This is a genomic window from Methylobacterium sp. ARG-1 (assembly GCF_001262595.1).
GTDB classification, from domain to species: Bacteria; Pseudomonadota; Alphaproteobacteria; order Rhizobiales; family Beijerinckiaceae; genus Methylobacterium; species Methylobacterium brachiatum.
Window position 1 is genome coordinate 54,680 of the sequence record NZ_LHCD01000009.1, and the last position, 13,438, is coordinate 68,117.

The following is a 13,438-nucleotide window of genomic DNA, read 5'->3' on the forward strand; positions in this document are numbered from 1 at the left end:
CATGCGCATCGCTGTGCTGTCAGAGACGGACTCTGCGGAATCGCGGGTCGCTGCCGTTCCGGAGACCGTCAAGAAGTTCAAGGCGCTCGGCGCCGACATCACCGTGCAGGCGGGCGCCGGGCTGAAGGCCGGGATCCTCGATAGCGAGTACGAAGCGGCCGGGGCCGAGATCGCCGGCAGCGTTGCCGACGCGGCGCGCGATGCCGATCTCATCCTCAAGGTCCGCCGCCCGGCGGGCGAGGAGTTGTCGCTGCTCAAGCGCGGCGCCACCGTGATCGCGATCATGGATCCCTACGGCAACGAGGCCGCACTGAAGGCGATGGCCGATGCGGGGGTTTCGGGCTTCGCCATGGAGCTGATGCCGCGCATCACCCGCGCCCAGGTGATGGACGTCCTGTCCTCGCAGGCGAATCTGGCCGGCTACCGGGCCGTCGTCGACGGTGCCGCCGAGTACGGCCGCGCCATGCCGATGATGATGACTGCCGCCGGCACCGTGCCGGCCGCGCGCGTGTTCATCATGGGCGTCGGCGTCGCCGGCCTCCAGGCCATCGCCACTGCCCGGCGCCTCGGCGCGGTCGTGACTGCCACGGACGTGCGCCCCGCCACCAAGGAGCAGGTCGAATCGCTCGGCGCCAAGTTCGTCGCCGTCGAGGATGACGAGTTCAAGCAGGCCGAGACCGCGGGCGGCTACGCCAAGGAGATGTCCGCCGGCTATCAGGCCAAGCAGGCCGAGCTGGTGAAGGGCCACATTGCCAAGCAGGACATCGTCATCACGACGGCCCTGATCCCCGGCCGCCCGGCGCCCAAGCTCGTCTCCGAGGAGATGGTCGCCTCAATGAAGCCGGGCTCGGTCCTGGTCGATCTCGCGGTCGAGCGCGGCGGCAACGTCGCCGGTGCCAAGCCGGGCGAGGTCGTCGTGACCGATCGCGGCGTGAAGATCGTCGGGCACACCAACGTCCCGGGGCGCCTCGCCGCCACGGCGTCGAGCCTTTACGCGCGCAATCTCTACGCCTTCGTCGAGACGCTGATCGACAAGGAGACCAAGGCGCTGGCGATCAACTGGGACGACGAGCTGGTGAGGGCGACCAACCTGACCCGCGACGGCTCCGTGGTGCACGCCTCCTTCCAGTCGAAGACCGATGGCCCGGCCTCGGAGGCCGCAGCGGTCGGCCTGGCGAAGTCGGAGACCGGCAAGGCCGAGGCCGCCCCGGCCCCGTCGGGCGCGCAGTGAAGATCGGTCGAGAGGAGAAGCAGAATGGCAAACGTCGTCGTCCCTCCCGATCAGGCAGCTGACCAGACCCGCGTGCTGGCCGATGCCGCGCGTGCCGCGGCTGAGGTCGCACGCAACGCCGCCGACCAGGCCCAGGCGATCGCCGCCGGCATGGGCCACGGGCTGAGCGCCGCCACCGGCGGCGCCGTCGACCCGTTCGTCTTCCAGCTGGCGATCTTCGTGCTGGCGATCTTCGTCGGCTACTATGTGGTCTGGTCGGTCACCCCCGCGCTGCACACCCCGCTGATGTCGGTGACCAACGCGATCTCGTCGGTGATCATCGTCGGCGCGCTCCTGGCGGCTGGCGTGCCGCTGCTGGAGAAGGGCACCGGCTGGGCCCGCGCCTTCGGCTTCCTCGGCATCGTGCTTGCCAGCGTGAACATCTTCGGGGGCTTCCTCGTCACCCAGCGCATGCTCGGCATGTACAAGAAGAAGGCCTGAGACGATGTCCCAGAACGTCTCCGCCCTTCTCTACATCGTCGCCGGCGTCCTGTTCATCATGGCGTTGCGGGGGCTGTCGCACCCGACCACATCGCGGCAGGGCAACCTCTACGGCATGATCGGCATGGCTTTGGCCGTGCTCACCACCCTGGTCGGCCATCCGCCCGCCGGGTTCGGCGCCTGGATCCTGGTGATCCTCGGGATCGGGATCGGCGGCGGCGCCGGTGCCGTCATCGCCAAGCGCGTGCCGATGACGGCGATGCCGCAGCTCGTGGCCGCCTTCCACTCGCTGGTCGGCCTGGCGGCCGTGGCCGGCGCCGCGGCGACGCTCTACGCCCCGCAGGCGGTGGGCATCCTCGAGAACGGCCACATCCACAAGCAGTCGCTGTTCGAGATGGCGCTCGGCGCGGCTATCGGCGCGATCACCTTCACCGGTTCGGTCATCGCCTTCGCCAAGCTCGACGGGCGGATGTCCGGCAAGCCGATCATGCTGCCGCAGCGGCACCTCATCAATATCGGCCTCGCGGTCGCCCTGGTGCTGCTGCTCGTCCTGTTCATCGGCAACGAGAGCAAGGCGATCTTCTGGCTGATCGTGCTGCTGTCCTTCGCGCTGGGCGGCCTGCTGATCATCCCGATCGGCGGCGCCGACATGCCCGTCGTCGTGTCGATGCTGAACTCGTATTCGGGTTGGGCCGCGGCCGGCATCGGCTTCACCCTGGGCAACCTCGCGCTGATCATCACCGGCGCGCTGGTCGGCTCCTCGGGCGCGATCCTGTCCTACATCATGTGCCACGCGATGAACCGGTCGTTCGTCTCGGTCATCCTCGGCGGGTTCGGTGGCGATGCCGCCGCGGCCGGCCCGGGCCAGGTCGAAACGCGTCCGGTCAAGCAGGGCTCGGCCGACGACGCGGCCTACATCATGAAGAACGCCGAGCGCGTGATTATCGTCCCGGGCTACGGCATGGCGGTGGCGCAGGCGCAGCACAGTCTGCGCGAGATGGCCGACCTTCTGAAGAAGGAGGGTGTCGACGTGAAATACGCCATCCACCCGGTGGCGGGCCGCATGCCGGGCCACATGAACGTCCTGCTCGCCGAAGCGAACGTGCCCTACGACGAGGTGTTCGAGCTGGAGGACATCAACGGCGAGTTCCCGCAGGCCGACGTGGCCTTCGTGATCGGCGCCAACGACGTCACAAACCCGGCTGCCAAGACCGACAAGGCCTCGCCGATCTACGGCATGCCGATCCTCGACGTGGAGCGGGCGAAGACGGTGCTGTTCATCAAGCGCGGCATGGGCTCGGGCTATGCCGGCGTCGAGAACGAGGTGTTCTTCCGCGACAACACCATGATGTTGTTCGGCGATGCCAAGAAGGTTGTCGACAACATCCTCAAGGCGTTTTGAAACCAGCCGAAAATCAGGTGGGGCAGGGGGCGGGCAGCGATGCCCGCCCTTTCGTTTTGCCGGTCCTGCGTCGAGCGCCATCGTTGTTGCCGCGGCGCCCGCGATTCCGCCGCCGACCCGGTGTAGAGTGCCTCCCGTGTCTGCCGCCGTCGCCTCGTTGCTCGCCGATCCGCCGCCGTTCCTGGGCGTCGCCGCCTCCGTGACCGGCCGGCGCTGGCAGGAGCGCTGCGCCGGCATGGCGGTGCAGAATCACATCGCCAAGATGGTCCAGGCGCATGGCCTGCCGGAATTGCTGGCGCGCGTGCTGGCCGGTCGGCAGGTGGCACCGGACGAGGCGGCCCGCCATCTGGCGCCGCGCCTGCGCGATCTGATGCCGGATCCGGACACGCTGCTCGACATGGACGCGGCGGTGCGCCGGCTGGTCCGCGCGATCCGCCGCGGCGAGGTCGTCGCGGTGTTCGGCGATTACGACGTCGACGGCGCGGCCAGCGCCGCGATGCTCGCCGGCTATCTCCGTCAGCTCGGCCTCCGGGCCCCGATCCACATCCCCGATCGGATCACCGAGGGCTACGGGCCCAACATCGCGGCGATCACCGCTTTGGCAGCCGCGGGCGCGACCCTGCTGGTCTGCGTCGATTGCGGCACCAGCGGCCATGGACCGCTGGAGGAGGCCGAGAAGCTGGGTCTCGACGTGATTGTCCTGGATCACCACGCGGCCGCCGAGCTCCTGCCCCCGGCCCGGGCCGTGGTGAATCCCAATCGCCTCGACGACCTGTCGGGCCTGGGCCATCTCTGCGCCGCCGGCGTCGTGTTTCTTACCCTGGCTGCCCTCAACCGCGCACTGCGCCGGGAAGGCTTTTTCGGGCCGGACCGCCCGGAGCCGCCCCTGACCGACGCCCTCGACCTCGTCGCCCTGGCGACGGTGGCCGACGTGGTGCCGCTGATCGGCCTGAACCGCGCCTTCGTGACTCAGGGCCTGACGGTGATGCGCCACCGCGGACGCACCGGTCTGGCTGCCCTGCTCGACGCAGCCTCGCTCAGCGAGCCCCCTGAGGCGTGGCATCTGGGCTTCGTGCTCGGGCCGCGGATCAACGCCGGAGGCCGGATCGGCGATTCGGCCCTTGGCGCGCGCCTGCTCACCACGGCAGACCCGGTCGAAGCGACCCGGATCGCGGCCGATCTCGACCGTCTCAACCGCGAGCGCCAGGCGATCGAGGCGCATGCCGTGTCCGAGGCCGAGGCCGAGATGGACCGCGCCCTGACCCTCGACCCCGCCCGGGCCGTGCTGGTGACCGGCAATACCGAATGGCATCCCGGCATCGTCGGGCTGATCGCGGCGCGGCTCAAAGAGCGTTTCAACCGGCCGGCCTTCGCCTTCGCGATCCGGCCGGATGGCACCGCCACCGGCTCGGGCCGCTCGATCCCCGGCGCCGATCTCGGCCTGGCGGTCCGTGGCTGCGTCGAGGCCGGGCTCGCCAGCAAGGGCGGCGGTCACGCCATGGCGGCGGGCGTCACCCTGCGGGCGGACGACATCCCGCGTTTCGAGACGCATCTCGCTGCTTTGCTCGGCGCCAGCGTCGCGGTCTCGCGGGCGGCCGACGCCCTGATGATCGACGGCGGCCTCAGCGCCGGCGGCGCCACCGCCGAGACCGTCCGGCTGCTGCAGCGGGCCGGTCCGTTCGGACAGGCGGCGCCGGAGCCGGTCTTCGCGCTGGGCCGGCACCGGCTGGTCGATGCCGCGGTGGTCGGGTCGAGCCATGTCCGCGCCCGCCTGCGCAGCCGCGACGGTCAGGCCGTCGGCGCGATCTGCTTTCGGGCGGCCGAACGGCCGCTCGGGCAGGCCCTGCTCAAAGGGATCGGCCAGGAGATGCATGTGGCCGGCACGCTGTCCTGCGACCGCTGGCGGGGTGCCGAGCGGGCGCAGCTGCGGATCATCGATCTGGCGCCGGCCGAGGGCTGAGACCGCTCAGCCGCCGGCCATGACCAGCGCCCAGAACCGTTTGTAGCGGGTGTTCGGGGCATCGACCCGGGCGATGCCGATCCGCCGGATCTGCGGAAGCAGCATGTTCTTGTTGTGCTCGGGGCTGGCCTTCCAGCGGGCGAGCACCTGCTCGAAGGTCTCCGAGCCGGCGCTGAGGTTCTCGGCGGCGTAGGACCGCGCGAGACCTGCGGAGGCCATGCGTGAGGTGAAGCTGCCGCCGACATCGTGGCTCAGCTGTCCATGCCGGGCATTGTTGCCGGCCTGGAAGGCGGCGGCCTTCACCAGGCCGGTGTCGACGATGACCGGGCTCAGCCCGTGCTGGACCCGGTAGGCCGAGATCGCGGCCGCGGCGGCGACCTCGTCGAGGATCGCGGTATGGGTCGCGTTCTCCACGGTCGGTTCGGGCGTGAAGGACAGGCCGCCGCAACCGGCGAGCGACAGCGACAGGGCAGCGGCGAGGGCAGGGAGGATTTTCGACACGTGGACAGGGATTCCGGATGAGATGGGTCTCCCTCCGGCTCGGTTGCGGCGAAACCGCGGCGCCGGTGGTGGCTCCGGTGCCGCGACGCCGGACCGTGGCGCCGCGGCCACGGCGCTTACGCCGCCAGGGCGTCGCCCCCGAGCATGACCGGCGCGAAGACCCGGAGGAGGTCAGGGTCGAGATGGCCCATCCCGTCGGTCATGATCGCCAGGGCCTCGGCGGGGCTCGCGGGCTTCCGGTAGGCGCGGCGCTCGGTCAGAGCCGAGAACACGTCGCAGATCGCCACGATCCGCACGAGATCGGAGATCGCCCGGCCGGAGAGCCGATCCGGGTAACCGGTCCCGTCGAGACGCTCGTGATGATGCAGGACGACGTCGATGACCTCGTCCTCGAACGTGCCCTGCGCCCGGAGGAGGTCGGCCCCGATGACGGGATGACGCTGCATGAGCCGCAACTCCTCGGGATCGAGGTGGCCAGGCTTGTTCAGGATCTCGCCCGGGATGCGGCACTTGCCGATATCGTGGAGGAGGGCGGCGCGGACCACCCGCCCGAGATCGACCCGGCCCAGCCCGATCTGCGCACCGAAGCTCGCGGCGTGGCCGGCGACCCCGAGCGTGTGCTGGTAGACACCGACATCGTGGCGCCAGACCTCGGCAAGCCACGCCGTGATCCCAGCTTCGGAGACAGCGGCGAGCACCAGATCGGTTCCGCGCTCGACATCGGCGCGCTGCAAACCGGCGCCGAGGGCCGCGCTGTCGAACAGCTCGGAAACGATCGCGGTGGCGTCCGAGACCTGACCGACGAGCTTCTGCCGGCGCGTCTCCGCCGATCGCGTGACCGCCTCGATCATCGCGAAGACGTTCGCCAGCACCACCTGGCGCGGGGCCGCAGCGGGCAACTGGCGCAGGTGCGGGGCCGGTTTGGCGGGCTCGCCGCGGACGAGCACGAGACGCGGGACCGGAAGCCCGCGACGGGTCAGCGCCGGCTCAAGGGCCACGGCCTGGGCCGGATGCAGATCCAAGACGATGAGATGGGGGCGGCCCTGTGGAAGCGCCGCATTTGCCGGGACGGCCCGGCAATCCATCACAAGAGCGATGGCCCGTTCCAGGGCGGCCCGTTCCGTGGGGCGATCCGAAATCAGCAGGACGAACGGACCATTCATGATCCGCGAAGAGGTGCCGAGAGCCAACGCGGTTGCTCCCTCGCCCGCAAGGTCAACGATCCGTTGACCTTAGCGGAGACTTTTGAGGAAAGCGTTAACCCTACGCAGTTTGCGAGCGTATAGGCGCCGGAAGAGCAGTCTTCAGGCGAGGCTGACGGCGCCGTCCTGACGGGTCTGCTGCGTGGCGACCTTGCCGGAATCGGAGGCCGGGCTCAGGACGTCGGCCAGCTTGACAGCCAACAGGGCCTGGCAAGCGGCGAGGGCGACGAACACGACGAGGAAGCTGGCGATCATGTTGAGGCTCCGGTGCGGCCCGAATGGCCACGCGATGTTGCGACGCCAGAGATGCCATCTCGCAGCGCAAACTGGTATACCAGATGCTGAATGCCACTCATGTTTCGGACGCATAAGCGATGGAAGCCATGAGCGAAAGCCCGGCCTCAGTGCCTGACGCCTCGCCCGAAACCCGCTCGCCGTCTGCACCAAACGGTCCGTCGCCGGGCCGATCTATGTTGCACCGCAAGCGCGGCCATGCAGGCGCCGTATCGATGTCGCCGGCGGTGCATCCTGGGTTCGACGCAGCAGACTTCGGCCAGACGCGGTGCTCAGTCCAAGTAGTCGCCGTAGGTGTCCACGTGCTGAGCGAGGCCGAGGCCGTGTTCGCGCACCAGCCGCTCGGCCTTGTCGGCGTCCCGCGCTTCCAGCGCCGCGATGATCGCCACGTGCTCGCGGATCGACCGCTCGGCCCGGTCGCCCTGGCGGAGCGCAGTGCTGCGGATCCCCCGCACATGCATCAGCAGGTTGCTGGTGAGCTCGGCGATCGGCTCGCAATGGCCCAGCGCGATGATCCGTTGATGGAAACGGATGTTGGCATCCGAATACTCGTCGATGTGTTCGGCCGGCTGCCCCTCGTAAAATTCGGGGAACGACTCGCGCAGGGCGCGCAGCTGCGCGTCGGTGGCGCGGGTGCAGGCGAGGCGGGCCGCCATGCTCTCCAGCGCCGTCCAGGCGTGGATCATGCCGACGATCTCGCGCTTATTCTTCTTGATGACGAAGACGCCGCGCCGCGCTTCCGACCGGACGAACCCCTCCTGCTCCAACACGGTGAGCGCCTCGCGCACGGGCGTGCGGCTGACCCCGAGATCCTGCGACAGTTTCCGCTCGTCGAGCCGGACCTCGTCAGGCCGCCCGTAGATGTCCATGTTGGTAATAGCAGTCTTGAGCGCTTCATAAGCCAGGGTCCGTAAACTGGAGCTGGCGACGATCGGTTTAACGCTCAACGGTTCAGAGTTCGACATGCCTCGTCCAGTCGGCCCATGCCCATGATTTCTCGCACGTGTTGTCTGTCGTGCGCTCATAAAACGAACTAGCCCAAACCTTTTCCCGATCCTAGCCAAATGCGCGGCGACTCCACAGAGCGCTCGCCGGCAGTCGGCCGGAGACGCTGGCCATGATCGGCCCTTTCCGGAACGGTAATGCCGAAAATCCGCCCCACGTCTGACAAGCCGCGATAATCCTGCGGCGTATTCGTGTATTTTTGTGCAGGATCGATTGACAGACTCGCCGTACCTCAGCACCATTCTGCTGGCATACCGTCGACCAGTGGGGCACGAGAGAGACCTTTCGGCGGTGAAGGGCGGAGCCGCCGAGACTTCATTTGTCCGCCAGACAAGAATTTTTCAAAGCACGTCGCGCGCTTTGTACTGCCAACGGCGGCTCCGTCGGGTCATAAACACAGCCGGCGTTCGAGAGAAAATAATAAATCCAATCTGGAGGGAAGCGTATGTCCGAGACCACCAAACCGGTTGGGCGGGGCCGATGGCTCCAGCTGACATTCGGCGTCGTCTGCATGTGCATGATCGCCAACATGCAGTACGGCTGGACGTTCTTTGTGAACCCGATGCAGGAGCGGCACGGCTGGGATCGCGCCGCGATCCAGGTCGCCTTCACGCTGTTCGTGGTCACCGAGACCTGGCTCGTGCCGATCGAGGGCTGGTTCGTCGATAAGTACGGCCCGCGGATCGTCACCCTGTTCGGCGGCCTGCTCTGCGGTATCGCCTGGGTGATGAACTCCTACGCGGAGTCGCTCACGATGCTGTACGTGGCCGCGGCCATCGGCGGCACCGGCGCGGGCGCGGTCTACGGGACCTGCGTGGGCAACTCCCTCAAGTGGTTCCCGGACCGGCGCGGTCTGGCGGCCGGCATCACCGCGATGGGCTTCGGCGCCGGCTCGGCGCTCACGGTCGTGCCGATCCAGGCGATGATCAAGTCTCAGGGCTACGAGGCCGCGTTCTTCTACTTCGGCATTGGCCAGGGCCTGATCGTGATGCTGATCGCCCTGTTCCTGCGCTCGCCGGTCAAGGGCCAGGTCCCGGATGTTGCCCGGGTCAGCCAGTCCAAGCGCGACTTCAAGCCGGGCGAGATGGTGCGCACCCCGATCTTCTGGGTGATGTACGCGATGTTCGTCATGATGGCCGCCGGCGGCCTGATGGCGACCGCGCAGCTCGGGCCGATCGCCAAGGACTTCAAGATCGCCGACGTGCCGGTCTCGCTGCTCGGGATTACGCTGCCGGCGCTCACCTTCGCTGCGACGCTAGACCGGGTGCTCAACGGCGTGACGCGGCCGTTCTTCGGCTGGGTCTCGGACCATATCGGCCGCGAGAACACGATGTTCATCTCCTTCGCTATCGAAGGCTTGGGCATCTACGCGCTGAGCCAGTTCGGCGAGAACCCAATCGCCTTCGTGCTGCTCACCGGCCTGGTGTTCTTCGCCTGGGGTGAGATCTACTCGCTGTTCCCGGCGACCTGCGGCGACACGTTCGGCTCGAAATATGCGGCGACCAATGCCGGCCTCCTCTACACGGCCAAGGGGACCGCGGCGCTGATCGTGCCCTATACCAGCGTGCTCACCACCATGACCGGGAGCTGGCACACGGTGTTCCTGGTGGCGGCCGGGCTCAACATCCTGGCGGCGTTCCTGGCCCTGTTCGTGCTCAAGCCGATGCGGGCGGCCTACACCAAGGCGCCGCAGACGAACCTCGCGCCGGTGCTCGCCCAGTAAGGCGCATCCGAGCGATCGACAGGAGGCCCGGCGCCGGCTTTACGGCGCCGGGCCTTCGCGCGTACCCGGTGCCGGGGTTCATCCGAGGATCGGGCATGGATACGGACGAGCGGAACGCACGCGCGAGCGTCGTGGCGGCGGCGCGGGATCTCGATGCGCAAGGGTTGAACCGCGGGACCTCGGGCAACGTCTCGGTGCGGTTCCGCGACGGCCTCCTGATCACGCCCTCGGGGCTGCCTACCGCGCGCATGCGCCCGGAGGACATCGTACCCCTGGCCTTCGACGGGACCCACCCGACAGGGCTCAAGCCGTCCTCGGAATGGCGCTTCCACCGGGACATCCTGGCGGCGCGGCCCGAGATGGGCGCTGTCGTCCACGCCCACCCGATCCACTGTACCGCCTTCGCGCTGTGCGGGCGGGAGATCCCGGCGGTACATTACATGATCGCGGCCTTTGGCGGCCCGAACGTGCGCTGCGCGCCCTACGCGCCCTACGGTACGGCCGAGTTATCCGAACTCGCTCTGGTGGCGCTCAGAGACCGGAATGTCTGCCTGCTCGCCAATCACGGCATGATCGCTGCCGGGGAGAGCCTGGAGAAGGCGCTGTGGCTCGCCGTCGAGCTCGAGACTGTGTGCTGGCAATACGCCGTGGCGCTCCAGGTCGGCGCCCCGAACATCCTGTCCGACCATGAGATCAACAGCACCGTGGAGCGCTTCCGCGGCTACGGGCTGAACGCGGCTGACAAAGGCTGAACCGCGGCCCAGACGACCTGCAACCTCCACGCGTCGGCCTGTTCAAGGCGTGACGCGCTCTCCTCCCCCTTACGGCTACGGGCTACACAGGTTTCGACCGTAGCCGTGATCATGCCGTGGGCGCAGAAGGCGCGGGTCCCCTCTTCCGTGCGGGAGAGGGCGCGCGTTTCAGCCTACAGGAGCGCTTGTGCTCTAAACCTGTGGAGCCTGTAGCTCTTATGGGGAGGGGAAAATGGGAATCCCCACCGCTCAGCGGCCGAGGACCTGCCCGAGCGTGATGCCGCTGGAGGCCGCGAACTCTGCGGCCGCGATCTTCTTGCCATCCTCCGGCTTGACCTTGCGGATCTCGATCCGGCCGCCCTGCGCGCAGACGCTGAATCCGTCCGCGTCTACGGCGATGACTTCTCCGGGCTTGCCCTTCACGTCTCCAAGGCGGCGCACCGGGTGCAGGCGCGCGTCGAAGATCTGGAGCTTCTTGCCGTCGAGCGTGGTCCAGGCCCCAGGGGCCGGGTTCGCCGCGCGGATCAGGTTGTAGATCTGATCGGCATGGGCCGACCAGCGGATCTCGGCTTCTGCGGCACGGAACCAGCCCTCGTAGCTCGCCGCATCCTCGTCCTGATCGATCTCGATATGCTCACCGGCGACGACCAGATCGGCCGCCTCCAGCATCGCCTCGACACCCATCGGGAACAGGTTGCCAAAGTAGATGTCTCCGAGCGTCGCGTCGGCGCCGATCTCGCAGGTCTTCTGCAGGATCACCGGGCCCTCATCGAGACCGTCCGTGGGGCGGAAGATCGTGAGCCCGGTCTGCAGGTCGCCCTTGGCGATCGGCCAGTTGATCGAGGACGGGCCGCGATAGCGCGGCAGCAGGCTCGGATGGTACTGGATCGTCCCGTGCTTCGGGATGGTGACGAAGCTCTGCGGGGCGAATTGCAGCACGTAGGCCATGATGCCGATATCGGCATTCAGGTCACGCATCGCCGCCTCGGCCTCCGGGCTCTTCAGGCTCGGGAACTGGAAGACCGGGAGACCCTTCTCAAGGGCGGCGGTCTTCAGGACATCCGGCTTGGCGCCGGCCTTCTCCGGCGCACAGAACACCCCCGCCACGGTATCACCGCGCGTCAGGAACGCGTCCAAGACGGCCTTGCCGAAATCCTGTTGACCGATGACGGCGATGCGCATGGGAAATCCCTGGCGTCGTCCGGCCCCGACGCGGGGACGGATTCGTTCTGGTTGGACGGCGTGGGCGTGTAGATCGGTAACGGCGATCCCGGACGCGCGGCCCGGGATCGCCCGTCGGCCTCACTCGGCGGCGATCTTCTGGACGGCGCCGATCGCGCCGGACCCGGCGATCTCCTCGATGTCCTCGGCCGAGTACTTGAGCACGTCGCGCAGGATCTCGTCGTTATGCTCGCCGAGCAGGGGCGAGCGCGCGACCTCGGTCGGGCTCGCCGACAGCTTGATCGGGTTGCCCACCGAGAGGTAGCGGCCGCGGGTCGGGTGATCGACCTCGACGATCGTGCCGGTTGCCCGCAGGGCCTCGTCCGCGGCGATCTCCTTCATGGACAAGATCGGGCCGCACGGGATGTCGTGCCCGTTCAGGATGTCCATGGCCTCGAACTTAGACATCTTCATCGTCCAGGCTTCGATGCGCGTGAAGATTTCGTTGAGATGCGGCAGGCGCGCCTTCGGGGAGGCGTAGTTCGGGTCGGTCTTCCAGTCCGGCTCGCCGATGATGTCGCAGATCGGCTCCCAGACCGCGGCCTGCGTGATCACGTAGATGTAGGCGTTCGGATCCTGCTCCCAGCCCTTGCAGCGCAGGATCCGGCCCGGCTGTCCGCCGCCGGAATCGTTGCCGGCGCGCGGCACGGCCTCGCCGAAGGGAATCCCTTCGCCGAACTGGCTGTATTCCTTCAGCGGACCGTGCTCGAGGCGCTGCTGGTCGCGCAGCTTCACGCGGCAGAGGTTGAGCACGCCGTCCTGCATGGCGCAGTCGACCTTCTGGCCGAGCCCCGTCTGGGTACGGTGGTAGAGCGCCGTGACGATGCCGAGCGCCAGATGCAGGCCAGTGCCGGAATCGCCGATCTGAGCGCCGGTCACCATCGGGATGCCGTCCCGGAAACCGGTGGTGGAGGCCGAGCCGCCGGCGCATTGCGCGACGTTCTCGTAGACCTTGCATTCCTCGTAACGGCCGGGCCCGAACCCCTTCACCGAGGCCAGGATCATGCGCGGGTTCTTGGCGTGGATCTTTTCCCAGGTCAGGCCCATCCGGGCCAGCGCTCCGGGGGCGAAGTTCTCGACGAGAACGTCGCATTCCTCGATCAGGCGCCAGAGCACCTCCTTGCCCTTCGGGTTCTTCGAATCGAGCGTCAGCGAGCGCTTGTTGTGGTTCAGCATCGTGAAATAGAGGCTGTCCACATCCGGAATGTCCTGGAGCTGCTGGCGGGTGGCGTCGCCGACCCCGGGCCGCTCGACCTTGATCACGTCCGCTCCGAACCAGGCCAGGAGCTGGGTGCAGGTCGGGCCGGACTGAACGTGGGTGAAGTCCAGGATGCGGACGCCTTCAAGGGCCTTGCTCATGGTCGGTCTCGGATCTCGGGTCGGGTTTCGGGATTCAGGGTCGGGAGGCGGTTCAGGTCGGTCTCACAGGCGCCGCGCCACCCTGGAGGCTGCGCTGCGCTTCGGTTGAGGACGCGCGTCTGGTGTTTGCGGACGGACCATGCCGACACTCCCTCCCATTACGCGGCCCCGTCGAATCGCGGTTCCGTCACCTTGGCCCGGTCAGGCGGGCCTTCAGGTTTGTATACCACATGCCATCAGCGGGAGGCGAGTACAAAGAAACTCTCGCGAAGGTTGTGGTCAGCGCATCAGCTTAGACCCAAGAGTTT

12 protein-coding genes are annotated in these 13,438 nt (G+C 67.9%); 6 read left to right on the forward strand and 6 right to left on the reverse strand.

Annotation, left to right across the window (positions count from 1 at the left end; all coding sequences use genetic code 11):
- Nucleotide 1 precedes the first annotated feature (1 nt).
- The 4 genes from AKJ13_RS11200 (at nucleotide 2) to recJ (ending at nucleotide 5,073) form a co-directional block, all read left to right on the forward strand.
- A complete protein-coding gene (locus AKJ13_RS11200; protein WP_050733412.1) occupies nucleotides 2-1,231 on the forward strand; it encodes a Re/Si-specific NAD(P)(+) transhydrogenase subunit alpha in 1,230 nt (409 codons plus the stop codon).
- Nucleotides 1,232-1,255: 24 nt separating this feature from the next.
- Nucleotides 1,256-1,711, forward strand: coding sequence for an NAD(P) transhydrogenase subunit alpha (locus AKJ13_RS11205; protein WP_007563697.1), 456 nt, complete (start codon nucleotides 1,256-1,258; stop codon nucleotides 1,709-1,711).
- 4 nt (nucleotides 1,712-1,715) lie between these two features.
- The gene (locus tag AKJ13_RS11210) at nucleotides 1,716-3,113 is read left to right on the forward strand and encodes an NAD(P)(+) transhydrogenase (Re/Si-specific) subunit beta (protein WP_007563699.1); all 1,398 of its coding nucleotides are present in this window, start codon (nucleotides 1,716-1,718) and stop codon (nucleotides 3,111-3,113) included.
- A 235-nt stretch (nucleotides 3,114-3,348) separates the two neighbouring features.
- Nucleotides 3,349-5,073 (forward strand): single-stranded-DNA-specific exonuclease RecJ, encoded by a 1,725-nt coding sequence (gene recJ, locus AKJ13_RS11215; protein ID WP_244471588.1) that lies wholly within the window; start codon nucleotides 3,349-3,351, stop codon nucleotides 5,071-5,073.
- A 6-nt stretch (nucleotides 5,074-5,079) separates the two neighbouring features.
- Here recJ and AKJ13_RS11220 read toward each other — a convergent pair whose 3' ends face one another.
- The 4 genes from AKJ13_RS11220 to AKJ13_RS11230 form a co-directional block, all read right to left on the reverse strand.
- Entirely contained in the window at nucleotides 5,080-5,574 is a 495-nt protein-coding gene (locus AKJ13_RS11220; protein WP_050733414.1) for a CAP domain-containing protein, read from the reverse strand.
- Between the two features lie 116 nt (nucleotides 5,575-5,690).
- A complete protein-coding gene (locus tag AKJ13_RS11225) occupies nucleotides 5,691-6,764 on the reverse strand; it encodes an HD domain-containing protein (RefSeq protein ID WP_050733415.1) in 1,074 nt (357 codons plus the stop codon).
- A 114-nt stretch (nucleotides 6,765-6,878) separates the two neighbouring features.
- On the reverse strand, nucleotides 6,879-7,031 hold the full coding sequence (locus AKJ13_RS32230) for a hypothetical protein (protein WP_200905613.1): 153 nt from the start codon (nucleotides 7,029-7,031) through the stop codon (nucleotides 6,879-6,881).
- 311 nt (nucleotides 7,032-7,342) lie between these two features.
- Nucleotides 7,343-8,035, reverse strand: coding sequence for a GntR family transcriptional regulator (locus AKJ13_RS11230; protein WP_007563709.1), 693 nt, complete (start codon nucleotides 8,033-8,035; stop codon nucleotides 7,343-7,345).
- 485 nt (nucleotides 8,036-8,520) lie between these two features.
- Between AKJ13_RS11230 and oxlT the strand changes: the two genes are divergently transcribed.
- Both oxlT and AKJ13_RS11240 read left to right on the forward strand, forming a co-directional pair.
- Nucleotides 8,521-9,798 carry an oxalate/formate MFS antiporter gene (oxlT, locus tag AKJ13_RS11235; protein WP_007563711.1) on the forward strand — a complete coding sequence of 426 codons (1,278 nt, stop codon included), beginning with the start codon at nucleotides 8,521-8,523 and terminating at the stop codon, nucleotides 9,796-9,798.
- A gap of 95 nt (nucleotides 9,799-9,893) precedes the next feature.
- On the forward strand, nucleotides 9,894-10,550 hold the full coding sequence (locus AKJ13_RS11240; protein ID WP_050733416.1) for a class II aldolase/adducin family protein: 657 nt from the start codon (nucleotides 9,894-9,896) through the stop codon (nucleotides 10,548-10,550).
- A 249-nt stretch (nucleotides 10,551-10,799) separates the two neighbouring features.
- On the opposite strand, the gene AKJ13_RS11245 is transcribed toward AKJ13_RS11240, so the two are convergent.
- Complete coding sequence (locus AKJ13_RS11245; protein ID WP_050733417.1) at nucleotides 10,800-11,732, reverse strand: methionyl-tRNA formyltransferase; 933 nt, start codon at nucleotides 11,730-11,732, stop codon at nucleotides 10,800-10,802.
- Between the two features lie 120 nt (nucleotides 11,733-11,852).
- Nucleotides 11,853-13,130 carry a formyl-CoA transferase gene (gene frc / locus AKJ13_RS11250; RefSeq protein ID WP_050733418.1) on the reverse strand — a complete coding sequence of 426 codons (1,278 nt, stop codon included), beginning with the start codon at nucleotides 13,128-13,130 and terminating at the stop codon, nucleotides 11,853-11,855.
- Nucleotides 13,131-13,438: the final 308 nt, after the last annotated feature.

Coding starts and splice junctions, on each gene's coding strand:
- oxlT (WP_007563711.1), top strand. CDS start 8,521: ATGTCCGAGACCACCAAACCGGTTGGGCGGGGCCGATGGCTCCAGCTG.
- AKJ13_RS11210 (WP_007563699.1), top strand. CDS start 1,716: ATGTCCCAGAACGTCTCCGCCCTTCTCTACATCGTCGCCGGCGTCCTG.
- AKJ13_RS11240 (WP_050733416.1), top strand. CDS start 9,894: ATGGATACGGACGAGCGGAACGCACGCGCGAGCGTCGTGGCGGCGGCG.
- AKJ13_RS11205 (WP_007563697.1), top strand. CDS start 1,256: ATGGCAAACGTCGTCGTCCCTCCCGATCAGGCAGCTGACCAGACCCGC.
- AKJ13_RS11230 (WP_007563709.1), bottom strand. CDS start 8,035: ATGTCGAACTCTGAACCGTTGAGCGTTAAACCGATCGTCGCCAGCTCC.
- AKJ13_RS11200 (WP_050733412.1), top strand. CDS start 2: ATGCGCATCGCTGTGCTGTCAGAGACGGACTCTGCGGAATCGCGGGTC.
- AKJ13_RS11245 (WP_050733417.1), bottom strand. CDS start 11,732: ATGCGCATCGCCGTCATCGGTCAACAGGATTTCGGCAAGGCCGTCTTG.
- frc (WP_050733418.1), bottom strand. CDS start 13,130: ATGAGCAAGGCCCTTGAAGGCGTCCGCATCCTGGACTTCACCCACGTT.
- AKJ13_RS32230 (WP_200905613.1), bottom strand. CDS start 7,031: ATGATCGCCAGCTTCCTCGTCGTGTTCGTCGCCCTCGCCGCTTGCCAG.
- recJ (WP_244471588.1), top strand. CDS start 3,349: ATGGCGGTGCAGAATCACATCGCCAAGATGGTCCAGGCGCATGGCCTG.